Annotated in this window: 20 protein-coding genes; 3 read left to right on the top strand and 17 right to left on the bottom strand. The window is 73.3% G+C overall.

Annotation, left to right across the window (positions count from 1 at the left end; translation table 11 throughout):
• The first annotated feature begins 16 nt into the window (after positions 1 to 16).
• Positions 17 to 568, top strand: coding sequence for a Repetin (locus ACZ4M5_RS20240; RefSeq protein WP_467738630.1), 552 nt, complete (start codon positions 17 to 19; stop codon positions 566 to 568).
• Here the strand turns inward: ACZ4M5_RS20240 and ACZ4M5_RS20235 are convergent.
• The 7 genes from ACZ4M5_RS20235 to rpe form a co-directional block, all read right to left on the bottom strand.
• Positions 537 to 1,733, bottom strand: a complete 1,197-nt coding sequence (locus ACZ4M5_RS20235) for an MFS transporter (RefSeq protein WP_467738628.1) — start codon at positions 1,731 to 1,733, stop codon at positions 537 to 539. The genes ACZ4M5_RS20240 and ACZ4M5_RS20235 overlap by 32 nt on opposite strands.
• A gap of 137 nt (positions 1,734 to 1,870) precedes the next feature.
• Entirely contained in the window at positions 1,871 to 2,323 is a 453-nt protein-coding gene (locus tag ACZ4M5_RS20230) for an Lrp/AsnC family transcriptional regulator (protein ID WP_104778814.1), read from the bottom strand.
• Between the two features lie 10 nt (positions 2,324 to 2,333).
• Positions 2,334 to 3,803: an amino acid permease gene (locus ACZ4M5_RS20225; protein ID WP_467738626.1), complete on the bottom strand. Its 1,470-nt coding sequence runs from the start codon at positions 3,801 to 3,803 to the stop codon at positions 2,334 to 2,336.
• A 339-nt stretch (positions 3,804 to 4,142) separates the two neighbouring features.
• On the bottom strand, positions 4,143 to 5,585 hold the full coding sequence (locus ACZ4M5_RS20220; protein ID WP_467738624.1) for a GuaB1 family IMP dehydrogenase-related protein: 1,443 nt from the start codon (positions 5,583 to 5,585) through the stop codon (positions 4,143 to 4,145).
• Positions 5,586 to 5,693: 108 nt separating this feature from the next.
• Entirely contained in the window at positions 5,694 to 6,062 is a 369-nt protein-coding gene (locus ACZ4M5_RS20215) for a barstar family protein (RefSeq protein WP_467738622.1), read from the bottom strand.
• A gap of 3 nt (positions 6,063 to 6,065) precedes the next feature.
• Positions 6,066 to 7,109, bottom strand: coding sequence for a sugar-binding transcriptional regulator (locus ACZ4M5_RS20210; protein ID WP_398110727.1), 1,044 nt, complete (start codon positions 7,107 to 7,109; stop codon positions 6,066 to 6,068).
• Between the two features lie 78 nt (positions 7,110 to 7,187).
• Positions 7,188 to 7,874 carry a ribulose-phosphate 3-epimerase gene (gene rpe, locus ACZ4M5_RS20205; RefSeq protein WP_451877238.1) on the bottom strand — a complete coding sequence of 229 codons (687 nt, stop codon included), beginning with the start codon at positions 7,872 to 7,874 and terminating at the stop codon, positions 7,188 to 7,190.
• A gap of 155 nt (positions 7,875 to 8,029) precedes the next feature.
• Here rpe and ACZ4M5_RS20200 point away from each other — a divergent pair, with 155 nt between their 5' ends.
• Positions 8,030 to 10,171 carry an MMPL family transporter gene (locus tag ACZ4M5_RS20200; RefSeq protein WP_467738619.1) on the top strand — a complete coding sequence of 714 codons (2,142 nt, stop codon included), beginning with the start codon at positions 8,030 to 8,032 and terminating at the stop codon, positions 10,169 to 10,171.
• A 46-nt stretch (positions 10,172 to 10,217) separates the two neighbouring features.
• Here the strand turns inward: ACZ4M5_RS20200 and ACZ4M5_RS20195 are convergent, their stop codons facing one another.
• A complete protein-coding gene (locus tag ACZ4M5_RS20195) occupies positions 10,218 to 11,636 on the bottom strand; it encodes an RsmB/NOP family class I SAM-dependent RNA methyltransferase (RefSeq protein WP_467738617.1) in 1,419 nt (472 codons plus the stop codon).
• A 764-nt stretch (positions 11,637 to 12,400) separates the two neighbouring features.
• Entirely contained in the window at positions 12,401 to 13,333 is a 933-nt protein-coding gene (gene fmt / locus ACZ4M5_RS20190; protein ID WP_467738615.1) for a methionyl-tRNA formyltransferase, read from the bottom strand.
• A 272-nt stretch (positions 13,334 to 13,605) separates the two neighbouring features.
• On the opposite strand from fmt, the gene ACZ4M5_RS20185 reads away from it, so the two are divergent.
• Complete coding sequence (locus ACZ4M5_RS20185; protein ID WP_467738613.1) at positions 13,606 to 14,151, top strand: hypothetical protein; 546 nt, start codon at positions 13,606 to 13,608, stop codon at positions 14,149 to 14,151.
• 266 nt (positions 14,152 to 14,417) lie between these two features.
• Here ACZ4M5_RS20185 and ACZ4M5_RS20180 read toward each other — a convergent pair whose 3' ends face one another.
• From ACZ4M5_RS20180 to ACZ4M5_RS20145, 8 genes are all read right to left on the bottom strand, one after another.
• Complete coding sequence (locus ACZ4M5_RS20180) at positions 14,418 to 16,571, bottom strand: primosomal protein N' (protein ID WP_467738611.1); 2,154 nt, start codon at positions 16,569 to 16,571, stop codon at positions 14,418 to 14,420.
• 206 nt (positions 16,572 to 16,777) lie between these two features.
• On the bottom strand, positions 16,778 to 17,986 hold the full coding sequence (gene metK, locus ACZ4M5_RS20175) for a methionine adenosyltransferase (RefSeq protein ID WP_333937428.1): 1,209 nt from the start codon (positions 17,984 to 17,986) through the stop codon (positions 16,778 to 16,780).
• 238 nt (positions 17,987 to 18,224) lie between these two features.
• Positions 18,225 to 19,427 carry a bifunctional phosphopantothenoylcysteine decarboxylase/phosphopantothenate--cysteine ligase CoaBC gene (coaBC, locus tag ACZ4M5_RS20170; RefSeq protein ID WP_467738609.1) on the bottom strand — a complete coding sequence of 401 codons (1,203 nt, stop codon included), beginning with the start codon at positions 19,425 to 19,427 and terminating at the stop codon, positions 18,225 to 18,227.
• Between the two features lie 107 nt (positions 19,428 to 19,534).
• Positions 19,535 to 19,807: a DNA-directed RNA polymerase subunit omega gene (gene rpoZ / locus ACZ4M5_RS20165; RefSeq protein WP_003988945.1), complete on the bottom strand. Its 273-nt coding sequence runs from the start codon at positions 19,805 to 19,807 to the stop codon at positions 19,535 to 19,537.
• A gap of 70 nt (positions 19,808 to 19,877) precedes the next feature.
• Entirely contained in the window at positions 19,878 to 20,471 is a 594-nt protein-coding gene (gmk, locus tag ACZ4M5_RS20160) for a guanylate kinase (RefSeq protein WP_467738607.1), read from the bottom strand.
• A 58-nt stretch (positions 20,472 to 20,529) separates the two neighbouring features.
• Complete coding sequence (locus tag ACZ4M5_RS20155; protein WP_003977346.1) at positions 20,530 to 20,853, bottom strand: integration host factor; 324 nt, start codon at positions 20,851 to 20,853, stop codon at positions 20,530 to 20,532.
• 276 nt (positions 20,854 to 21,129) lie between these two features.
• Positions 21,130 to 21,975, bottom strand: a complete 846-nt coding sequence (gene pyrF / locus ACZ4M5_RS20150; RefSeq protein ID WP_467738605.1) for an orotidine-5'-phosphate decarboxylase — start codon at positions 21,973 to 21,975, stop codon at positions 21,130 to 21,132.
• Positions 21,972 to 23,078 (bottom strand): quinone-dependent dihydroorotate dehydrogenase, encoded by a 1,107-nt coding sequence (locus ACZ4M5_RS20145; protein ID WP_467738603.1) that lies wholly within the window; start codon positions 23,076 to 23,078, stop codon positions 21,972 to 21,974. Before ACZ4M5_RS20145 ends, pyrF begins: the two co-directional genes overlap by 4 nt.
• Positions 23,079 to 23,107 lie beyond the last annotated feature (29 nt).

Here is a 23,107-nt window from a genome sequence, read left to right as displayed (position 1 = left end):
TGCGGAAAGGACCGCAATGCAGCTCCGTACGAAGATCGTCGTGCTCGGTTCCGCACTGCTGCTCACCGCCGGGGCGGCCTCCGCCGCGACGGCCTCGGCGGGGGCGGCCTCCGACCCGCCCCGGCAGCGGGAGGCCGCCGCGCTCACCGGCACCGCCAAGCTGTACCGCTCGGCCGGGGACGACATCACGTTCACGTTCGACGCGCACCTGGCCTCGGCGGACGGGGCCGACCCGACCAAGGCCACCGGCACCTTCACGTTCAGCCACTATCTGGACGACTTCGGGGCCCGAGCCGAGGTGAAGGTCGACTGCCTGGTGACCGGCGGCAAGGTGGCCGTCGTCTCCGGCGTCGTCACCGAGTCCGACCTGCCGGGCGCCGAGGGCAAGCGGGTCGGCGTCACCGTCCACGACCTGGGCCGCCACGACCGGCTCGGGTACAGCTGGGCCGCCACGGGCAGCCCTGCCGAGACCGACGGGCTGCCCAAGTGCGTGAGCTCCGCCCCCTTCGAGAAGGTCAGGAAGGGGACGGGGGACTTCACGGTCGTGGCGTGGCAGCCCGAGCTCTGACCAGCGCCAGGGCCGTGACCAGGTAGGGAATCGCCAGGAGGGCGAAGACGGTGCCGTGCGCCAGCTCCGTGCCGAGCAGGGCGTACACGCCGAAGGTGGCGACCGTGGCCAGTTCGGTGCCCAGGCCGGCGACGGAGGTGAGCGTGGCCCGGCTTGACTCGTCGATCCGGTGCTGGAGCCGGACGTCGGCGAGCACCTCCGCCAGCTGGAACGCCGCGAAGGCCAGGGCGACCGGTACCATCCCGGCGAGCGACCGGGTGGCGGCGCCCACGGCGAGGGCGAGCGCGCCGATCGCCAGCAGGGCCGCCAGCCCGGCCGTGCCGAGTCGCTCGGCGGGGCCGGTCAGCAGGCTGCCGGCGGTGACGCCCGCCCAGATCAGCATGATCAGCCAGGGCACGGTGGCGTCGGCGACGCCGGTGTCCCGCACCAGCAGCGGGGTGTACTCGTCGAGGGCGCCCCACACCGCGGCCACGGCCGGGACGAGCAGCAGCGCGCCGCGCACCGCGCGGTCCCCGCGGGCCCCGGCGAGCCCGGACCGCAGGGTCGCCGCCCAGCCGTCGCCGCCGCCCTCCGGCCGGGCCCGGTGTTCCGGGAACCGGGTCGCGGTCAGGGCGGCCAGCACACAGGCCAGGAAGCTGGCGGCACCGACGGCCGCGTAGCCGCCCCAGGCGAACACGGGTGCCGCGAGGCCGATGGAGGCCACCGTGCCCAGCAGCCGGGCGGCCCGGGCCCGCCCCATGACCCGCGCGTAGGCGCCGGCGGCGCCCCGGTGGTCCAGTTCGTCGTAGACCAGCGCCTCCAGGGCGCCGGACCCGAGGGCACCACCGGCCCCCCACAGGACGAAACCGGCGGCGAACGCCGCGTACGAGGGGACGGTCACCCACAGTGCGAAGCCGAGGGCGGTGAGCAGCGGGCCGATCCACAGCAGGGCGCGGCGCGACACGGCGTCCGCCCAGGCACCGGAGGGCACCTCCAGCACCACCGAGGTCAGCGACCACAGCGCGAAGAGGGACGACATCTGCCACAGCGGCAGGCCGGTGTCGGCGAAGAGCAGCGCGTACAGCGGGTAGAGCAGGACGAAGTCGTCGAGGAACGCGTAGCCGTACAGCGTGCGCGTCAGCCGGCGGACGCCGGGCGCGGGCACGCGGGCGAGGGGGAGTGTCATGGGGCCTTCCCGTCAGGACCGATCGGACGCCGGAGGTACGGCGTCCGGGGCGGTCCCCGGGAGGCACGGCTGGTGGATCAATGTCGCCGGTTCATGACACCCAGGTTAGGGCGGCCGGCCCGCGGGGGGCCACGGGATTACGTCGGCGACCCCGACGAGAAGCGCCGCAGCAGCGGCGAGAGGACGAGCACGGACTTGGTGCGCTCGACGAACGGCTCGCCGGCGATGCGCTCCAGGACCCGCTCGAAGTGGCGCATGTCGGAGGCGAAGACCTGGGCGATCGCGTCCGCGTCCCCGGTGACCGTCGAGGCGGCCACCACCTCCTGGTAGCGCTCCAGGCCGCGCTGGATGGTCTCCGGGGAGGTGTTGCCGCGGCAGTAGATCTCGACGAACCCCTCGGTCTCCCAGCCGAGGGCGCCCGGGTCCACCCGTACGGTGAAGCCGGTGATGGCCCCGGTGGCCCGCAGCCGGTCCACGCGCCGCTTCACGGCGGGCGCGGACAGGCCGACGAGCGAGCCGATGTCGGCGTAGGAGCGGCGGGCGTCCTCGGCGAGGGCGTGCACGATGCGTTCGTCGAGATCGTTCAGCACTGTGGGTCGATCACTTCTCGGATGGTGCGAGTCGGGAGCGGCGGTAGCCGTACACGAAGTAGAACACGAGCCCGGCCGCCATCCAGACACCGAAGACCACCCAGGTCACGGTGGACAGGCTGCCCATCATCCAGACGCAGAAGCCGAGGCCGAGCGCCGGCAGCACCGGCGAGAGCGGCACCCGGAAGGTGCGCGGCAGGTCCGGCTTGGTGCGGCGCAGCACCACGACGGCGACGTTGACCAGCGCGAAGGCGAACAGGGTGCCGATGCTGGTGGCGTCGGCGAGCTGCCCGAGCGGGATCGCCGCGGCCAGGACGCCGCAGAACAGCGACACGATCAGGGTGTTGGCGCGCGGCGCGCCGGTCTTCGGGTGGACCCGGGCGAACACCTTGGGGACCAGTCCGTCGCGGGACATGGCGAAGAGGATGCGGGTCTGGCCGTAGAGCACGGTCAGCACCACGCTGGCGATGGCGATGACGGCGCAGAAGGCGAGGAGCGTGCCCCAGAAGCTCTGCCCGGTGACCTCGCGCATGATCTGGGCGAGGGCGGCCTCGGAGTCGGTGAAGCCCTTCCAGGGCTTGGCGCCGACGGCGACGGCAGCGACCAGCACGTAGAGCGCGGTGACGATGACCAGCGACAGCATGATCGCGCGGGGCAGGTCGCGCTGGGCGTTCTTGGCCTCCTCACCGGCGGTGGAGGCGGCGTCGAAGCCGATGTAGGAGAAGAACAGCGTGGCACCGGCGGCACTGACCCCGGCCATGCCGAGCGGCATGAAGTTCTCGTAGTTGCCCGAGCGGAAGCCCTGGACGCCGATGGCGCAGAACAGCACCAGGGCGGCGATCTTCACGACGACCATGACGGTGTTGGCGCGGGCCGACTCGCGGGCACCGCCCAGCAGGAACGCCATGGCGAGCAGGACGACGATCAGCGCGGGCAGGTTGAACACGCCGCCGTCTCCGGGCGGCGCGGACAGGGCCGCCGGGATGGTGACGCCTATGGTCCCGTCGAGCAGCTCGTTGAGGTACTCACCCCAGCCGACGGCCACGGCGGCCACCGACACGCCGTACTCCAGCACCAGGCACCAGCCGCAGATCCAGGCGATCAGCTCGCCCATCGTTGCGTACGCATACGAGTAGGAGGAGCCGGAGACGGGGATGGTGCCCGCCAGCTCGGCGTAGGACAGCGCCGAGAACAGGGCGGTCAGACCGGCGATGACGAAGGAGAGCGTGACGGCCGGGCCCGCCTTGGGGACGGCCTCGCCGAGGACCACGAAGATGCCGGTGCCGAGGGTGGCACCGATGCTGATCATGGTGAGCTGCCACAGCCCCAGGGAGCGGCGCAGCGACCCTCCCTCGCCCTGCCCGCCCTCCGCGACCAGGCGTTCCACCGGCTTGCGGCGCATGAGGCGCGCGCCGATGCCGGGGGACGCGGGGGCGGCTGTCTGGCCTGGGTTCTGCGGGGGTGCGCCTTGGTCGAGCACGCGCTGGCTCCTTTTCGCTGCCGGTCAGGGCGGCAGGGACCGCGGGCACCCTTGAGCAGGGACCCACCGAGCGGAGTCCCCGCCACGCCACGTACGAGGCGACAGCCTACGAGGATCGGCGTTGCTGCCGAAATGCAGCAACCTTGCGCATACCCGCAAGATCATTGCGTTGACAGGGGCGCGGTGGGCGTTCGTTGCAGGACGGCTGTCGACTGTTGCACCGGGCCTCGTCACAGGGCCCCGGCGGGGTCCCCCGCCCGCTCGGCGGCCGGCATGCGGAACGGCCCCCGCCGTCCCGCAGGGCGGGTCGGCGGGGGCCGTTCGCGACGGCGGCGGCCGTCAGCTCCAGCTGGCGTGCAGGGGCTTGCCCTCGGCGTAGCCGGCGGCGCTCTGGACGCCGATGACGGCCTTCTCGGCGAACTCCGCCAGGGAGCCGGCGCCGGCGTAGGTGCAGGAGGAGCGGACGCCCGCGATGATCGAGTCGATCAGGTCCTCCACGCCGGGGCGGGCCGGGTCGAGGAACATGCGGGAGGTGGAGATGCCCTCCTCGAACAGCGCCTTGCGGGCGCGGTCGTACGCCGACTCCTCGGAGGTGCGGTTGCGCACGGCACGGGCGGAGGCCATGCCGAAGGACTCCTTGTAGGCGCGGCCCTGGGCGTCGTGCTGCAGATCGCCCGGGGACTCGTAGGTGCCGGCGAACCAGGAGCCGATCATCACGTTGGACGCGCCGGCGGCGAGGGCCATGGCGACGTCGCGGGGGTGGCGGACGCCGCCGTCGGCCCACACGTGCTTGCCGTACTTCGCCGCCTCGGCGGCGCACTCCAGGACGGCGGAGAACTGCGGCCGGCCCACGCCGGTCATCATGCGCGTGGTGCACATGGCGCCGGGGCCGACACCGACCTTGACGATGTCCGCGCCGGCCTCGATGAGGTCGCGCACGCCCGCGGCGGCCACGACGTTGCCCGCGACGATCGGCACCTGCGGGTCGAGGTCGCGCACCAGCTTCAGGGCGCTGATCATCGACTCCTGGTGGCCGTGCGCGGTGTCGATGACGAGCGTGTCGACACCGGCCTTCAGCAGCTGCTCGGCCTTGCCCGCGACGTCGCCGTTGATGCCGACGGCCGCCGCGACGCGCAGCCGGCCGCGGTCGTCGGTGGCCGGGGTGTAGAGCGTGGCGCGCAGGGCGCCCTTGCGCGTCAGGATGCCGGCGAGCGTGCCGTCGGCGTGGACCGCGGGGGCGTAGCGGCGGTTGGCCTGGTCGAGGACGCCGAAGGCCTCCCCCGGGTCCCTGTCGGCGTCGATGAGCAGCAGGTCCCGGGACATGACCTCGGACAGCTGCGTGAAGCGGTCCACGCCGGAGAGGTCGGCGTCGGTGACCACGCCGACGGGCCTGTGGTTCTCGTCGACGACGACACCGGCGTCGTGCGCTCGCTTGGGCAGCAGCCCCAGCGCGTCGGCGACGGTCTGGTGCGGGGACAGGATGATCGGGGTGTCCAGCACCAGGTGCCGGCTCTTGACCCAGGACACGACGTCGGTGACCACGTCGATCGGGATGTCCTGCGGGATCACCACCAGCCCGCCGCGGCGGGCCACGGTCTCGGCCATGCGGCGCCCGGCGATGGCGGTCATGTTGGCGACGACGAGCGGGATGGTGGTGCCCGTGCCGTCCGGGGAGCTGAGGTCGACGGCCTGCCGCGAGCCCACCGAGGAGCGGCTCGGCACCATGAAGACGTCGTCGTACGTCAGGTCGTACCCGGGCTGGATGTCATTGAGGAAACGCACGTGCTGCACATCCCAGTCGATCAGAGGTGACCCCCGGACCGGCCGGCCAGGGGGAAAGAGCACGTACTTCATTGTCCCATGACACGGGCACTCCCGGCCCCGGGCGAATCATCCAGCCTGGTCAGGGCCCCCTTCGGAGGATGCTCCAAGCCCGAGGGTCACGAACAGGCCCGGGCCGCGGTCCGTGGCCTCGGCGAAGATCTCCTCGGCGACCTGCCACTCCTCGGGCCGCGCCTCGGCGTAGCCGCGCCAGCCGCGCACGACGACCAGCAGCCCCCGCTCCACGGCCCCCTCGGGCCACAGGGCGGGGTCGGACAGACAGTCGGCGAGCGCGTCCCAGTTGCGGCCGAACCAGTCGGGCAGCGCCAGGTCGCGGGCGCAGCGGTCCATCAGGCCCGCCTTGTCCGTGACCCCGTCGAGGTCGAGGACGCGCACGATCCGGCCCGCCGGGTCGTGCGGGGGCACCTCACCGGCCATGGGTCAGGCCCCGTCCGGGTCGGCGCGGTTGAGCGCGGGCTTCGGGGCCGGACCCGCGGTCATCAGGTAGTCGGCGGCCGAGGTGTCCGTCACCAGGCTGGTGACGAGCCCGGAGCGCAGGACGGCGTCGATCGCCGGGCCCTTGCGCTGCCCGCCCGCTATGGCGACGACCTCGGGGATGCGGCGCAACTGGTCGGCCTTGACGGTGATGCACCGCTCGCCCAGGTCCCGGCCGACCCGGCGCCCCTCCGCGTCGAAGAGGTGCGCGGACATCTCGGCGGCGACACCGAGCGAGGCGTAGTGCGCGCGCTCCTCGTCGCTGAGCATGTCGTGCACCGTGGAGATGCCCGGCTCCCAGGACCCGATGGAGACGCAGGCGACGGTGACCTTGTCGAAGTGCTCGAAGGCCCGGGCGATGCCCGTCTGGTTGCGCAGCGCCGTGGCCGTGGCGGCGTCGGGCAGCAGCATGGGGGCGTAGATGGGGTGGGCGTCGCCTCCGGACACCTGGGCGGCCCGCCGCACGGCCTCGACCGAGCCGCGTTCGGCGGTCCCGGCGTCGTACACGCCGGTCAGCTGCACCACCGTGCACGGCGGCAGCCGGTCGAGCGCCGCCGCCATGTGGATGGTGGAGCGGCCCCAGGCGAGTCCCAGGACGTCGCCCTCGTCGACCAGTTCGCCGAGCAGGTCGGCGGCCACCTCTCCCAGGTTCTCCGGGTCGGGCGTCTCCTCGGCCTCGGCCGGCGACTCGACCACGACGGCGTGCCGGAGGCCGTACCGGGCGCGCAGGGCGTCCGAGCGGTCGGCGTCCAGTTCCGCGGGCACCCGGATCTCGATGCGTACGAGGTCCCGTTCGAGGGCGGTCTCCAGGACCCGGGCCACCTTGAAGCGGCTGACGCCGAACTCCTCCGCGATCTGGATCTTGGATTTGCCCTCGAGGTAGAAGCGGCGGGCCATGGCCGCCGCCTGCACCAGCTCAGCGGGTCCCATCCGCATGGCTGACCGGCCCGCCGACATACCCGACACGGCGATCTCCTCACTGCTGTTCACACTCTGGATTCGCCGTTCATCCTTGCAGATCCGGCGCGGACGATCAGCCCTGATGAGAGCCGTTCACTTTGCTGTGGCTCAGTGGCCGCACGCCCAGGTGGCCTTCGCGGTCGTCGCCTCGGCCTGGGTGCGTAGTGCACGTACCGCTTCTGCCGGGTCGTTCGCCCCGTAGACCGCCGATCCGGCCACGAAGACGTCGGCTCCGGCCTCCGCGCACCGCTCGATCGTGGAAGCGGAGACTCCGCCGTCGACCTGGAGCCAGAGCTCCAGCCCGTGCTTGCTGATCAACTCGCGGGTCCGGCGGATCTTCGGAAGCATGATGTCGAGGAAGGCCTGTCCCCCGAAGCCCGGTTCGACCGTCATGATCAGCAGCATGTCGAGCTCGGGGAGCAGGTCCTCGTACGGCTCGACGGGAGTCGCGGGCTTCAGCGCCATCGAGGCGCGGGCGCCCTTGGCGCGGATCTCCCGGGCGAGCCGGACCGGCGCGGCGGCGGCCTCGACGTGGAAGGTGACCGAACCGGCCCCCGCCTCCACGTACTGGGGCGCCCACCGATCGGGGGCCTCGATCATCAGATGACAGTCCAGCGGAGTGTCCGTCGCACGAGCGAGCGACTCTACGACCGGCACCCCGAGCGTGAGGTTCGGGACGAAATGGTTGTCCATCACGTCGACGTGGAGCCAGTCGGCTCCCTGCACGGCCTGCGCCTCGTCCGCGAGGCGGGCGAAGTCGGCGGACAGGATGCTGGGGTTGATCTGCACGGCCATGTCCTAAGACTGCCATGCCGTCCGGGGGTTGTGGGCATCGGACCCAGCTGGTCTGCCGGCCGCGGGACTCGCGTGGCTCGTCGCGCCCCCGCGGCAGCGCCGCACATGTCACAGACCGGCGCCCCGCACCGGGCGTCTTCGCGGAGGGGGATGCCATGAAGCAGGGTGTCGCGCATCTGGTCTGCGGGCGGCGGGCCAAGTGGCTGGTGCTGGTGCTGTGGCTGGTGGTGCTCTTCGTCGCCGCGCCCTTCGCGATGAAGCTGACCGACGCCCAGGACAACGACGCGGCGTCCTGGCTGCCCGGGTCCGCCGAGTCGACGCAGGTGCTGCAGGAGTCGGAGGACTTCCGGCCGGAGCAGATCCCGGCGGTGGTGATCTACGCGCGGGAGGGCGGGCTGACGCCCCAGGACCGGGCGCGCATCACTCAGGACGTGCGTGAGCTGAAGGAATTGCGCGACCACGGCATCCGGGGCGCACAGACGCGCGGGCCGGTCTACGACCGCGCTGCCGATCCCCGGGCCGCGCAGGTGTTCGTGCCGATCACCATGGACGAGAAGGGCTGGGAGCGGATCTCCCCCGCGGTGGAGTCCGTCCGCGACGACGTCGGCGAGAGCGGTGGCGGCCTGGCCGTGCACGTCACGGGCCCGGGCGGGACGGCGGCCGACTCGGCGGAGGCCTTCGAGGGCATCGACTCCACGCTGCTGTTCGCGGCGATGACCGTCGTGATCGTCATGCTGCTGATCACCTACCGCAGCCTCACTCTGCTCGTGGTGCCCCTGATCTCGGTGGTGTGCGCCCTGTTCACCGCCCAGGCGCTGATCTACGTTCTGGCCGAGCACGCGGGCCTGACAGTGAACGGGCAGAGCGCCGGCATCCTCACGGTGCTCGTCTTCGGCGCGGGGACGGACTACGCCCTGCTGCTGGTCGCCCGCTACCGGGAGGAGCTGCGCCGGCACGAGGACCGGCACGAGGCCATGGCCCTGGCCCTGCACCGGGCCGGACCGGCCGTGCTCGCCTCGGGGGCGACCGTGGTGCTGAGCATGCTGGTGCTGCTGGCCGCCGAGATGAACTCCACTCGAGGCCTCGGCCCGGTCGCCGCGATCGGCGTCGCCGTCGCCCTGCTGGCGATGATGAGCCTGTTCCCCGCCCTGCTGGTCATCTGCGGCCGGTGGATCTTCTGGCCGGTGATCCCGCACCTGGGCTCCGCCGAGCCGACCGAGCGGGGCTTCTGGGCGCGCACAGGCCGGCGGATCGCCCGCCGGCCCCGTACCACCTGGGCCGTCACCGCGCTCGTGCTGGCGGTCTGCTCCCTGGGCCTGATCCAGTTGCGGGCCGAGGGCATCCCCAACGCGGACGCCTTCACGGGCGAGCCGGACTCCATCAAGGGCCAGCAGGTGTCGGCCCGCTACTTCCCGGCGGGCAGCGGCGACCCGCTCGTCGTGGTCAGTGACCGGGAGCAGGCCGTCGACGTGGGCCGGGCGGTCGCGCGGACCCCGGGCGTGGTGCCGCAGTCCCTCGGGCTGCCGCCGGGCACCAGACCCGGCTTCGAGGGCAGGGTCCTCTTCGAGGCGACGATGACGGCCCCGGCGGACAGCGAGGCCGCGAAACAGACGGTCGAGCGGGTCCGCGACGCCGTGCACGCGGTACCGGACGCCGACGCCCGGGTGGGCGGCGGCACGGCGGCCCTGCTGGACATGGACAAGGCGACCACGCACGACAACGTGCTGATCATCCCGCTGGTGCTGGTGGTCGTCCTGCTGATCCTCTGCGCCCTGCTGCGGGCCCTGGTCGCCCCGCTGCTGCTGATCGGCACGGTGATCCTGTCGTTCACGGCGGCCCTGGGCATCAGCGCGCTGGCGTTCCGGTACGTCTTCGACTACACGGCCGAGGCGACCGACTTCCCGCTGTTCGTGTTCGTCTTCCTGGTGGCCCTGGGCATCGACTACAACATCTTCCTGACCACCCGGATCCGCGAGGAGGCGGCCCGCCAGGGCACCAGGGCGGGCGTGGTCACAGGGCTGGCCGCCACCGGCGCGGTGATCACCTCGGCCGGCCTCGTCCTGGCCGGTACGTTCGCCGCGCTCGGCACCCTGCCGCTGGTCGCCTTCGCCGAGATCGGTTTCGCGGTCGCCCTCGGCGTCCTCATCGACACGTTCGTCGTGCGCTCGGTGCTGGTGACGTCCCTGTTCCTGGACATCGGCCCGAAGGTGTGGTGGCCGCACCGGCTGGCCCGGCAGGACGGCGGGGCACCGGCCCGGGAGCCCGCCGGAGCGCCGGCCGGCCGTCCCGGCGAGTGACACGCTCCGGGACGGACGCCCGCCGGCCCGGGTCAGCCGGCCGGGGTCAGCCGGTCCGGCGGATGAGCGCCAGGTACATCGCGTCGGTGCCGTGCAGGTGCGGCCAGAGCTGCACGTCGGGCCCGTCCCCCAGGTCCGGCACGTCCGGCAGCAGCCCACGGGCGTCGAGGAGATCGGTGTCCGGGAACTGCTTCAGCACGTCGGCGACCACGGCCCGGGTCTCGGCGAGGTGCGGCGAGCAGGTCGCGTAGCCCACGACACCGCCGACCCGCACCGACTCCAGGGCGGTGCGGAGCAGGCCGCGCTGGAGCGGCGCGAACCCCTCCAGGTCCTCCGGGCGGCGACGCCAGCGTGCCTCGGGTCGGCGGCGCAGGGCGCCCAGACCGGTGCAGGGCACGTCGACCAGCACCCGGTCGAAGCTGCCGGGCCGCCACGCCGGGCGGGTCCCGTCCGCGGCGATCACCTGGTACGGCCCGGGATTGCCGTCCAGGGCCCGCGCCACCAGTCCTGCCCGGTGGGTCTGCTTCTCCGAGGCGACCAGCAGGGCCCCCCGCTGCGCGGCCAGAGCACCCAGCAGCGCGGCCTTGCCGCCCGGTCCGGCGCACCCGTCCAGCCAGCGCCGGTCGGGCCCTTCCACCGGCGCGTTGGCCAGGGCGATCGCGACGAGCTGGCTGCCCTCGTCCTGCACTCCCGCCCGCCCGTCGCGCACGGCGGCGACGGCACCCGGTTCCCCGCCCTCGGTCAGCCGCACCGCGTACGGCGACCAGCGCCCCGGCACGGCGGCGTCCTCGTCCAGCAGCTCCTCGGCACCGGAGCGGCCGGGCCGGGCCACCAGGGTCACCTCGGGCCGCTCGTTGTCGGCGGCCAGCAGCTCCTCGATGCCGGCGCGCCCGCCGCCCAGGGAGTCCCACAGCGCGGACACGACCCACCGGGGGTGCGAGTGCACCACGGCGAGGTGGTCCTCGGGGTCGTCCTCGTAGGGCGGCGCGACCCGTTCCAGCCAGCCGTCCAGGTCGTGCTGCGCGACCTTGCGCAGCACGGCGTTGACGAACTTCGCCCGCCCGTCGCCCAGTACGACCCGGGCGAGTTCGACGGTGGCGGAGACGGCCGCGTGCGTCGGGATGCGGGTGCCGAGCAACTGGTGCGCCCCGAGGCTCAGCACGTCCAGCACCGGCGGGTCGACCTCCCCGAGCGGCCGGTCCACGCAGGCCGCCAGCACCGCGTCGTACGTCCCCTGCCGGCGCAGCGTCCCGTACACCAGCTCGGTGGCCAGCGCCGCGTCCCGGGCGTCGAAGTCGCCCTGCTCACGAGCCTTGCGCAGCAGCGGCGGCAGGACGAGGTTGGCGTAGGCGTCGCGCTCGTCCACGGCCCTGAGCGCCTCGAAGGCCAGGATGCGGACGGGGTCCTTCTTGGGACGGCGGTAGGGCTTGCCGGACGTGCGGGGACGGCGGGGCTGTTCGCTCACGAAAAAGGTGCTCCGGGTGTGAGAAGAGGTGCGCCGCCCAGCCTACGCCGCCGGGTGCCGTCCGGCGGTCGGGCGGTCGGGGCGGTCGGGGTGGTCTGGGTGGTCTGGCGATCCGCGCGGTCAGGCGGCCAGGGTGATCCGGCGGCCCGGACGGTCAGGCGGCCCGGGCGATCCGGCGATCCGGGCGGTCCCGGCAGTCTGGGCGGCCCGGCGATCCGAGCGGTCAGGCGATCCGGGCGGTCAGGCGGTCAGGGCGCCCCGCGGCCCAGGCGGTCAGGCGGCCCGGCGATCCGGGCGGTCCCGGCAGTCTGGGCGGCCCGGCGATCCGGGCGGTCAAGGCGCCCGGCGGCCCGGACGGTCAGGCGGCCCGGGCGATCCGACGATCCGGGCGGTCCGGCGATCCGGGCGGTCAGGCGATCCGGGCGGTCAGGCGATCCGGGCGGTCAGGGCGCCCCGCGGCCCGGACGATCCGGCGGCCCGGACGATCCGGCGGCCCGGACGATCCGGCGGCCCGGGCGATCCCTGCAGTCTGCGCGGTTCCGGCGGTCCGGCGGTCCGGCGGTCCGGCGGTCCGGCGGTCCGGCGGTCCGGCGGTCCGGCGGTCCGGCGGAGGATACCTGCGGCGCACCGCCGGACGGCGCCGCCGTGGAGGGATCTCCGGCCCGACGGCGGGCCGCCAGCGGGCCGCGCTCGGCCGGCTGCCGGGCAGCGGACCCGGCGGACCCGGCGAGCCCGCCGGCCGGGCGTCAGCCGCCGGTCGGGCGTCAGCCGCCGAGCCGCTCCCCCTCGCCGATCCGTACCCCGCGCGCCCAGTCCGCGGCCCGCATCGGCTTCTTGCCCTGGGCCTGCACCCACAGCAGCTCCACCGCGTACGAGCCGGTGCCGACGTGCACGCTGTTCTTCCCGGCGGCGATCTCCCCCGGGGCGAGGTCCGTGCGGTCGGGCACCGGCGCGGCCTGGATGAGCTTGAGCCGCTCGCCGCGGAACGTCGTCCAGGCACCGGGCGCCGGGGTGCAGCCCCGCACCACCCGGTCGACGCGCAGCGCGGGCACGGACCAGTCCAGGTGCGCGTCCTCCACGTTGACCTTCGGCGCCAGGCTGACGCCCTCGGCGGGCTGCGGCACCGCCTTGAGCGTGCCGTCCTCGATCCCGTCCATGGTCGCCGCGAGCAGCCCGGCCCCGGCGAACGCGAGCCGCGTCAGCAGGTCCCCGCTGGTGTCGGTGGGCCGGATCTCCTCGGTCACCGTCCCGTACACCGGCCCCGAGTCGAGCCCCTCCTCGATGAGGAAGGTCGACGCCCCGGTGATCTCGTCACCGGCCATGATGGCGTGCTGCACCGGCGCGGCACCCCGCCAGGACGGCAGCAGCGAGAAGTGCAGGTTCACCCAGCCGTGCGCGGGGACGTCGAGGGCGACCCGGGGCAGCAGCGCGCCGTAGGCGACGACGGGGCAGCAGTCGGGCGCGATCTCCCGCAGCCGCTCCAGGAACTCGGGGTCCTTCGGCTTCACCGGCTTCAGCACCTCGATCCCGGCCTCCTCCGCCCGCTCGGCGACGGGCGAGGCGACGAGCCTGCGCCCACGCCCGGCCGGAGCGTCGGGCCGCGTGACGACGGCGGCCACCTCGTGCCGTCCGGAGGCGAGAAGAGCGTCCAGGGCGGGAACGGCGACCTCGGGTGTACCGGCGAAGACGAGCTTCATGGGGTGCTGGGGGCCTCTCGGGGCGGGGGCGGGTGACGGGCGAAGCCCAAGTCTATGAGCCGGGCCCGGGAGGCCGCCGACAGCGGCCGGCAACACCGGCCGGCAAAGGCCGAGGGCGAGGCGCACGCCCCGCGCAAACGGGCGCACGCATATGCTCCTACGCCCCTGCACCGTGACCAGCGGGGCGAATCCGCGTTGGTCAAGACAGAGTTGACCACAGAGGGCCGCAGTCGCGGCCCGTTCCTTTCAACGCCGGTTCGAGAGGCTTGTTCATGGCCGACCACGCAACCCACGACGCCCAGGCTCGGGCCAGCCTGCACTTGCTGGTGCGGGACATCGAGCGGGTCCGCCGGCAGGTGGACGCACTGCGCACCCTCACCGCCCAGCTGGGCAACGTCTACCGCCCGCGCCGCTCCGGCCCGTCCACGGGCTTCGTCGTCTACGGACGCGCACCCGCCCCGACGGTACGTCTCGCCCAGGAGCTGCGGGACAGTGTCGAGACCTTGGTGACGGCGGCCGTGGACTTCGACCGCTCCCTCGGCTTCTCCTGGGACGCCGTCGGTTCCGCACTGGGTGTCACCAAGCAGGCCGTGCACCGCCGGTACGGCGCCCGCCGGGCGGCGGCGCAGACGGTCACGGCAGAGCCGGAGCGCTCCCCCGAGCCGTCCGGCACGCGCACGGTCAACGTGCCCGCCGGACTTCCCACGATGCCGACGGTCCCCGCGGCCCGCTCCATGCCGACGCAGCCCACCGCCGGCAGCCCGGCGCTGCGCGAAGAGGTCCGGCCGACGGCCTTCCCCGGCCCGCGCAACGGCTGACACGCGACGGCTGACCAGCGACGGCTCCCCGCTCCACAGCCCTGCCCTCCCGGCCCCCCTCCGGGAGGGCAGCCGCGTTTCCAGGACGGCACGCCCTGCCCTGGCGTCACACCCCGACAACCACCGGGCCCACCTGCCGAGGGCCGGCACCCTCGCCGAGCCGCAGCCCTCCCCCCAGCCCGCCCCACCTGCCCGCGCCCACCTGCCCGCGCCCCCACCCGATCCGCCCGGGCCCGCTCCAGCCCCGGGTCCGGGCCCGACGGGTCTCACCCGATGTCGGCCGGGTCGATCCGGACCCACACACCTGCCCCCTGACCACTCCCCCGGGCCGTCCTCGCCGCCTGCGCGGCCTTGAGCGCTGCCGCCAGGGCCGCGCCCCGGCCGGGCGGCACCCGCAGCAGGGCCCGCTCCCACTGCTCCCCGGGCGGCGGAGCCCCGGCCCGGCGCGGTCGTCCAGCGGGGGGCACCGGCAGGGGCACCGGTCCCAGCACCTCGGCCTCGGACGGCAGTTCGGCCGTCCGGAGGAAGTCGGCCACCGCCTCCGCCGGGCCCGACACCGCGGCCATCCGGGACACCGGCGGGAATCCCAGCTCGGCCCGCTCGGCCAGCTCCCGCACCGCGTGCCCGACGGGATCCCAGCGCACCAGCGCCTGCACCGGCCGCAGCGTCGGCTCGGCCACGACCACCACCGTGCCGCCGGCCGGCTGCGGCCGGACCAGGGCCGCGGCGGCGATCCACCGCCGCAGCGCGTCCTCCCCGGCCCGCAGATCGGGCCGCCCGAGCATGGCCCAGCCGTCCAGCAGCAGCGCGGCCGCGTAGCCACCCTCGGCGACGGGCTCCGCCCCCGGTGTGCTGACGACCAGCGCGGGCGCACCCGGCACCGTGTCCAGCACGTGCTCCCGTCCCGAGGTCCGCACCGGGACCGCCGGGAACGCCCGGCCCAGTTCCTCGGCCGTCCGCCGCGCTCCCACGACCGAGGCGCGCAACCGGAACGCCCCGCACTCCGGGCAGTGCCACGCGCCCTCCTCACGCCCGCACCAGCCGCAGCACAGCGCCCCGCCGTCCCGCGTCTCCAGCGGCCCGGAGCAGTGCCGGCACCGCGCGGGCGCCCGGCACTGGGCACACGCCATGCGCGGCACGTAGCCCCGCCGGGGCACCTGCACGAGCACCGGCCCCTGCTTCAGGCCCTCCCTGACGGCCTGCCAGGCAAGGGTGGGGAGCCGGGCGGCCCGGGCGGCCTCGTCCCGGGCGAGGTCCCCGTCCCCGACGGTCCGGACGAGAGGAGCTGTGGAGCGCACCTGGTCGCGGCCGGCGACGAGCGGCCGCGCCCAGCCGGTCTCGACGAGCTGCGCGGCCTCCACCGTGCAGGTCCAGCCGCCCAGCAGGAAGCCGCACCGGTCCTGCGCGGCGCGCAGCAGCAGCACCTCGCGGGCGTGCGGCTGCGGGGCGTGCTGCTCGCTGTGGCTGTCGTCGCCGTCGTCCCAGAGGGCGACCAGGCCCAGGTCCTGGACGGGCGCGAACATCGCGGCCCGGGTGCCGACCACGGCCCTGACGGAGCCGCGCCGTACCGCGAGCCACTGGGCGTACCGCTTCTCGGGGCCGGCGTCGGCGGTGAGCACCGCGTGCCTGCCCTCCCCCAGCAGGGCGGTGAGCGCGGCGTCGGCCCGGGCGACCGCCCGGCCGTCGGGCAGCACCACCAGCGCGCCCCGCCCGGAAGCCAGCGTCGCCGCGACGGCGCGGGCGAGCTCCTCGCTCCACTGCGGACCCGGCAGCGCGTTCCACACGGCTCGGGGCGCGCCGCCCGAGGCGAGGGACTCCAGGAAGGCCGCCCCGTGCTCGTAGCGCTGCCAGGAGCCCGGTTCGGGAGCCGTGGGCGGCGGCAACGGCTCGGGCGAGGGGCGCTGCTCGGCCCGTGCGTTGCGCGGCGGCACGGCCAGCTGGAGCACGTCGGCGAGGCTGCCCGCGTACCGGTCGGCGACCGTCCGGGCCAGTGCGAGCAGTTCCTCGCTCAGCACCTGCTCCGGTGAGACGACCTGGGCCAGGGCCGCCAGCGGACCGGAGTAGTCCGACTCGGGCAGCCGCTCGACGAGGAAGCCGTCGATCAGGCCGCCGCCCTCACGGCGTCCGTCCCGCACCCGGTTGCGCCCGGCCCCGAAGCGCACCCGGACCCGGACACCCGGCCGGGCCTGCTCGTCCAGCTCCTCGGGCACGGCGTAGTCGAAGTAGCGGTCGAGGTGGAGCACACCCTTGTCGACGAGGACACGGGCGACCGGCAGTTCCTTGGCGAGCGCGGCTCCGCGCCAGGTCCGCGGCTTGGCCCGGGGGGTCTTGGCCTTGCGCACGCTCTCGCGGATGAGCGCGAGCTGCTCGGGCGGGGCGCCCTGCGCCTCGCCGTCCGCCTGCTCGTTCTCGCTGCTCACGCCTGCATTCCTACCAAACGCCACTGACATCCGACGGCTGCCGGGTTCCCCACCGGCGCGACGGCCGGCACTCGGCCAGGCGTCCGCCACCCGGACGCGACGCGGCCCGGAGGCGACGCGGCCCGGACGTGACGGGGCCTGGACGCGACAGGGCCCGGCCCCCCGCAGGGTGCCGGGCCCGTCACACAGGTGCCGTACGGCCGGTACTACAGCCCCGCCGCCTTGCGCAGGGCGTCCACGCGGTCGGTGCGCTCCCAGGTGAAGTCCGGCAGCTCACGGCCGAAGTGGCCGTACGCGGCGGTCTGGGAGTAGATCGGGCGGAGCAGGTCCAGGTCGCGGATGATGGCGGCCGGGCGCAGGTCGAAGACCTCGTCGATCGCCTTCTCGATGCGGTCCGTGTCGACCTTGGCGGTGCCGAAGGTCTCGACGAACAGGCCGACCGGCTCGGCCTTGCCGATCGCGTAGGCGACCTGCACCTCGCAGCGCGTGGCCAGGCCGGCGGCCACCACGTTCTTGGCGACCCAGCGCATCGCGTACGCCGCGGAGCGGTCGACCTTGGACGGGTCCTTGCCGGAGAAGGCACCGCCGCCGTGACGGGCCATGCCGCCGTAGGTGTCGATGATGATCTTGCGGCCGGTCAGGCCGGCGTCGCCCATCGGGCCGCCGATCTCGAAGCGGCCGGTCGGGTTGACCAGGAGGCGGTAGTTCTCCGTGTCGAGCTTGATGCCCTCGTCCAGCAGCGCCTTCAGCTCGGGCTCGACCACGAACTCCTTGATGTCCGGAGCGAGCAGCGAGTCCAGGTCGATGTCGGAGGCGTGCTGGGACGACACCACCACCGTGTCCAGACGGACCGCCTTGTCACCGTCGTACTCAATGGTGACCTGCGTCTTGCCGTCCGGGCGCAGGTAGGGGATCGTGCCGTTCTTGCGCACCTCGGACAGGCGCTTGGACAGGCGGTGGGCGAGGAAGATGGGCAGCGGCATCAGCGTCGGCGTCTCGTCCGTCGCGTAGCCGAACATCAGGCCCTGGTCGCCGGCGCCCTGCTTGTCGAGTTCGTCGTCGTCACCCTCGACACGCGTCTCGTACGCCGTGTCCACGCCCTGGGCGATGTCCGGGGACTGCGCGCCGATGGACACCGACACGCCGCAGGAGGCGCCGTCGAAGCCCTTCTTGCTGGAGTCGTAGCCGATCTCGAGGATCTTGTTCCGGACCAGCGTCGCGATGTCCGCGTACGTCTTGGTCGTGACCTCGCCGGCCACGTGCACCAGGCCGGTCGTGATCAGGGTCTCGACGGCGACGCGCGAGGAGGGGTCCTCGCGCAGGAGCGCGTCGAGAATGGTGTCGCTGATCTGGTCAGCGATCTTGTCGGGGTGACCCTCGGTCACGGACTCCGAGGTGAACAGGCGACGGGACACAACGCTCCCTGGGGTTGCAGCGGCTGCTGGCTGATCATTGGCGGACGGCGGGGGCTGCACCCGGCGCCGTCCGTGGAACAGTTTACGGGTCACGCTTCGGCCACGGCCCCCCTGTCTCGTCCCTCGGGAGCGCTGTGACCTGCGGCACGGGCATTCTGCCCAATTCCGAGCGGCATTGGCCAGAGGCGCCACGCCCCGATCCAGCCGGTTTCGAGTGGCGCTGCTGGTGGAGGAGCGCTCAGGCCAGTCGTTCGGCCACGAGGTCCCACACGATTTCGGCCAGGGCCTCCTTGGGGCCGTGCGGGACGGCGGTCTCGCTGCCGTCCGCACCGAGCACGACCGCCTCGTTCTCCTCGGAACCGAAGGTCTTGCGCTCCCCCACCTCGTTCACGACCAGCAGATCGCAGCCCTTGCGCTTGAGCTTGGCGCGGCCGTTGGCCAGGACGTCGTCGGTCTCCGCGGCGAAGCCGACGATCACCTGTTCGGGGCGCGGCCGGCCGGCGGAGATCTCGGCGAGGATGTCCGGATTCCGCACCAGGGTGATCGGCTCGGGCTCCCGGTCGTCCTTCTTCTTGATCTTTCCGGTGGCGTAGGCCGCGGGGCGGAAGTCGGCGACGGCCGCCGCCATCACCACGGCGTCGGCCCCGGCGGCGGCCGCGAGCACCGCCTCGCGCAGCTGCACGGCCGTGCCGACCGGGACCACGTCCACGCCGGCCGGGTCCGGGAGGCTGCTGTTGGCGGCGACGAGCGTGACCCGGGCACCGCGGGCGGCGGCGGTGCGGGCGAGGGCGTAGCCCTGCTTGCCGGAGGAGCGGTTGCCGAGGAAGCGGACCGGGTCGAGGGGCTCCCGGGTGCCGCCGGCGCTGATCACGACGTGCCGCCCGGTGAGGTCGGGCTCGCGCACGCCGCGGGCCAGCACCCGGCGGCAGACCTCGAAGATCTCCGCCGGGTCGGGAAAGCGGCCCTTGCCGGTGTCGACGCCGGTGAGGCGGCCCACGGCGGGCTCGACGACCAGGGCGCCGCGGCGGCGCAGCGTCGCCACGTTCTCCTGGGTGGCCGGGTGCTCCCACATCTCCGTGTGCATCGCGGGGGCGAAGACGACGGGGCAGCGGGCGGTGAGCAGGGTGTTGGTGAGCAGGTCGTCGGCGAGGCCGTGGGCGGCCTTGGCGAGCATGTCGGCGGTGGCCGGGGCGACGACGACCAGGTCGGCGTGCTGCCCGATGCGGACGTGCGGGACCTCGTGGACGTCGTCCCAGACCTCGGTGGAGACCGGGTTGCCGGACAGGGCGGACCATGTGGCGGCCCCGACGAAGTGCAGGGCGGAGGCGGTGGGCACCACGCGCACGTCGTGACCCGACTCGGTCAGCCGCCGCAGCAGCTCACAGGCCTTGTACGCGGCGATGCCGCCGCTGACCCCCAGCACGACCTTCGGCTTGTCCACTGTCTCTCCCCGGACCTCGGCGACCTACAGGACCCATCACACACCACAGGCCCGGCAGTCGGCCTGCCGGGCCTGTGGACAAGTCAGCGTCAAGCTGCAAATCGTATTTACTGCGCCGGGCCCTCGACGGCCTCGGACGTCAGGAGCCCCGCGTTGATCTCGCGGAGGGCGATCGAGAGCGGCTTCTCGTGGACATGCGTGTCGACGAGGGGACCGACGTACTCGAGGAGACCCTCGCCGAGCTGCGAGTAGTACGCGTTGATCTGGCGGGCCCGCTTGGCCGCGTAGATCACGAGGCTGTACTTCGAGTCGGTGGCCTCGAGGAGCTCGTCGATCGGCGGGTTGATGATGCCCTCGGGCGCGGAGATGGAAGAGGACACGCTCTACCTTCCGATGGATGGGAAAGATTCTGTCGGGATGATCAGCGAGGACCGGATCGATCAGCGATGGTCACACGACGTCCATCAAGGCTAGCAGCTCGCGGGCCACGTCCTCGACGGAGGTGTTGACCAGGGTGGTGTCGAACTCCGGTTCCGCGGCCAGTTCGGTCTTGGCCGCCTCGAGCCTGCGCTCGATGACCTCGGGCGGTTCGGTGCCCCGTCCGGTGAGCCGGCGCACCAGCTCCTCCCAGGAGGGAGGGGCCAGGAACACCAGCTGGGCCTCGGGCATCGATTCCCGGACCAGACGGGCGCCCTGGAGGTCGATCTCGAGCAGGACCGGCTCGCCCTTCTCCAGGCGCTCCTGCACGGCCGCGCGCGGCGTGCCGTAGCGGTTGCCGGCGAACTCGGCCCACTCCAGCAGCTCTCCGTTGGCGATCAGCTTGTCCATCTCGTCGTCCGTGACGAAGAAGTAGTGGACTCCGTGCTGCTCGCCGGGACGGGGCTTGCGGGTCGTCGCCGACACCGAGAGCCAGACCTCGGGGTGTTGCTTGCGCATATGAGCGACGACCGTGCTCTTGCCGACCCCGGAGGGGCCGGAGAGCACGGTCAGCCGCGGACGTGCGTCCGGGGGTACGGGGGACGTCCCCCGGGGTGTTACAGCCATGCAGCGATTATCCAGCAATCCCGGAGTGCCCGGGACTCGCTTCCGCGGAGTGGGCGGTTCAGGAGCCGGTGCTGCCGAACTCGCGCTCCAGGGAGGCGATCTGGTTGGAACCGAGACCCCGCACGCGGCGGCTCTCGGAGATGCCGAGTCGCTCCATGATCTGCTTGGCGCGGACCTTGCCCACGCCCGGCAGCGACTCGAGGAGGGCGGAGACCTTCATCTTGCCGATGACGTCGTTCTCCTGGCCCTGCTTGATGACCTCGTGAAGGGAGGCGCCGGAGTGCTTGAGTCGATTCTTGACCTCGGCCCGCTCCCGGCGAGCCGCGGCGGCCTTTTCGAGCGCGGCTGCGCGCTGTTCAGGGGTAAGGGGCGGAAGAGCCACGCCTACGTCACCTCGGATGTCGAACTGTCGGATACGGACCGGTGAGGAACCTAGTCGCCCCACACCTGGGGAGGTACGAGCAACACACGCTTGCCCGTTCTCTCGTCGGAGACTAGCGGGCAAGTCCGCCGGAGTCAGCGAGAACAGCGGAAAAGTCCTGGTCAGCCTTCAGGTGAACGGACATTTAGGACATACTGCCCTGGATTTGAGGATGTATTCAGATTCAACTGCTCCTCGGACCGCCCGCCGGAGCTCCCGCCGATGGTCTGGACCGCCTCAGGAGGACGTCACGGCCTGACGGATCTCCTCCGCGAAGCGTTCCGAGGCGTCACGCAGAGCGACCGTGTCGGGGCCGTGGCGCAGCACTCCCCGGCTGACGTTCGGCACGACGTTGCGCACGGCCGGGCCGAAGACCCGGGGGAGATCGGCCGGCGTGGCCCCCTGGGCCCCGATCCCGGGCGCGAGGAGCGGACCGTTGATGTCCAGGTCGTACGTCGACAGGTCACCGAGCGTGGCGCCGACGACCGCGCCGAAGGAGCCCAGGGGCTGCTCGCCGGCGTTCTCGGCGGCCAGGTGCGCGAGCATGGTCGTCCCGACGTTCCGGCCGTCGGAGCGCACAGCGTGCTGGACCTCGCCGCCCTCCGGGTTGGAGGTCAGCGCCAGCACGAACAGTCCGGCGCCGCTCTCCCGGGCCAGTTCCACGGCCGGGGCGAGGGAGCCGTAGCCCAGGTAGGGCGAGACCGTCAGCGCGTCGGAGAACAGCGGGGCGTCCTTGTGCAGGAAGGACTCGGCGTAGGCGGCCATGGTCGAGCCGATGTCGCCGCGCTTGGCGTCCATCACGACCAGCGCGCCCGCCGCCCGCGCCTCGGCGACGGACTTCTCCAGCACGGCGACGCCGCGCGAGCCGAACCGCTCGAAGAAGGCGCTCTGCGGCTTGAGCACGGCGACCCGGTCGGCCACCGCCTCGACGACCGTGCGGCTGAACCGCTCCAGGCCCGCGACGTCGTCGTTCAGGCCCCACTCGGCCAGCAGGGACGCGTGCGGGTCGATGCCCACGCACAGCGGGCCGCGCTCGTCCATGGCCCGGCGCAGGCGGGCGCCGAAGGGTTCCAGGGCACTCATGCCGTCTTCCTCACGTCGGCGCCCACCGCGTCGGCGAGCGTGGCGTACGGGCTGGTCGCCAGGCGGGCGGCGAGCCCCTTGTGGATCGTGCGGGCGTAGAAGGGCCCCTCGTAGACGAAGGCGCTATAGCCCTGGACGAGCGTGGCGCCGGCCAGGATGCGCTGCCAGGCGTCCTCGGCGTTCTCGACGCCGCCGACGCCCACCAGGGTGATCCGGTCGCCCACGCGCGCGTAGAGGCGCCGCAGGACCTCCAGGGACCGCTCCTTCAGCGGCGCACCGGACAGACCGCCGGTCTCCTCGACCAGGCCGGGTGCGGACGTCAGCCCGAGGCCCTCGCGGGCGATGGTGGTGTTGGTGGCGATGATGCCGTCCAGGCCGAGCTCGACGGCGAGGTCGGCCACGGCGTCGACGTCCTCGTCGGCGAGGTCCGGCGCGATCTTGACCAGCAGTGGGACGCGACGGGCGGAGACCGTGCGCTCGGCGGCCTCGCGGACGGCGCTCAGCAGGGGACGCAGGGCCTCGGTCGCCTGGAGGTTGCGCAGACCCGGCGTGTTCGGCGAGGAGACGTTGACGACGAGGTAGTCGGCGTACGGCGCGAGCCGCTCGGCGGACTTCACGTAGTCCGCGACGGCCTCCTCCTCCGGGACGGCCTTGGTCTTGCCGATGTTGACGCCGACGACCGGCTTGAAGACGGGCGTACGGGAGGCCAGGCGGGCGGCCACGCGGAGCGAGCCGTCGTTGTTGAAGCCCATGCGATTGATCAGCGCCCGGTCCTCGACCAGGCGGAACAGCCGCTGCTTGGGGTTTCCGGGCTGCGGCTCGCCGGTCACCGTGCCGATCTCGACGTGGTCGAAGCCCAGCATCGCCATGCCGTCGATGCCGACGGCGTTCTTGTCGAAGCCGGCCGCGAGCCCGAAGGGGCCGTGCATCCGCAGGCCGAGGGCCTCGGTGCGCAGCTCCTTGTAGCGGGGCGCCAGGGCGGCCGCGAGGAAGGTGCGCAGCACGGGCACGCGGGCGGCCAGGCGGATCCAGCGGAAGGCGAGGTGGTGCGCCTGCTCCGGGTCCAGCCGCTTGAAGAAGAGACGGAAGAAGATCTTGTACATGGTGTCCTCACGAGGACGTGGTGTCCTCA

Source organism: Streptomyces sp. NPDC026246 (assembly GCF_055567995.1).
Note: the sequence above shows the minus strand (reverse complement) of the source record. Positions and strands in the feature narration are given on the sequence as shown.

Excerpts from the sequence above, each read along its gene's own strand:
- rpe (WP_451877238.1), bottom strand. The coding sequence starts at position 7,874 with ATGGCCGTGCAGATCAACCCCAGCATCCTGTCCGCCGACTTCGCCCGC.
- ACZ4M5_RS20215 (WP_467738622.1), bottom strand. The coding sequence starts at position 6,062 with ATGGCCGGTGAGGTGCCCCCGCACGACCCGGCGGGCCGGATCGTGCGC.
- gmk (WP_467738607.1), bottom strand. The coding sequence starts at position 20,471 with ATGGCTGTAACACCCCGGGGGACGTCCCCCGTACCCCCGGACGCACGT.
- ACZ4M5_RS20185 (WP_467738613.1), top strand. The coding sequence starts at position 13,606 with ATGGCCGACCACGCAACCCACGACGCCCAGGCTCGGGCCAGCCTGCAC.
- ACZ4M5_RS20240 (WP_467738630.1), top strand. The coding sequence starts at position 17 with ATGCAGCTCCGTACGAAGATCGTCGTGCTCGGTTCCGCACTGCTGCTC.
- fmt (WP_467738615.1), bottom strand. The coding sequence starts at position 13,333 with ATGAAGCTCGTCTTCGCCGGTACACCCGAGGTCGCCGTTCCCGCCCTG.
- pyrF (WP_467738605.1), bottom strand. The coding sequence starts at position 21,975 with ATGAGTGCCCTGGAACCCTTCGGCGCCCGCCTGCGCCGGGCCATGGAC.
- ACZ4M5_RS20200 (WP_467738619.1), top strand. The coding sequence starts at position 8,030 with ATGAAGCAGGGTGTCGCGCATCTGGTCTGCGGGCGGCGGGCCAAGTGG.
- ACZ4M5_RS20235 (WP_467738628.1), bottom strand. The coding sequence starts at position 1,733 with ATGACACTCCCCCTCGCCCGCGTGCCCGCGCCCGGCGTCCGCCGGCTG.
- ACZ4M5_RS20145 (WP_467738603.1), bottom strand. The coding sequence starts at position 23,078 with ATGTACAAGATCTTCTTCCGTCTCTTCTTCAAGCGGCTGGACCCGGAG.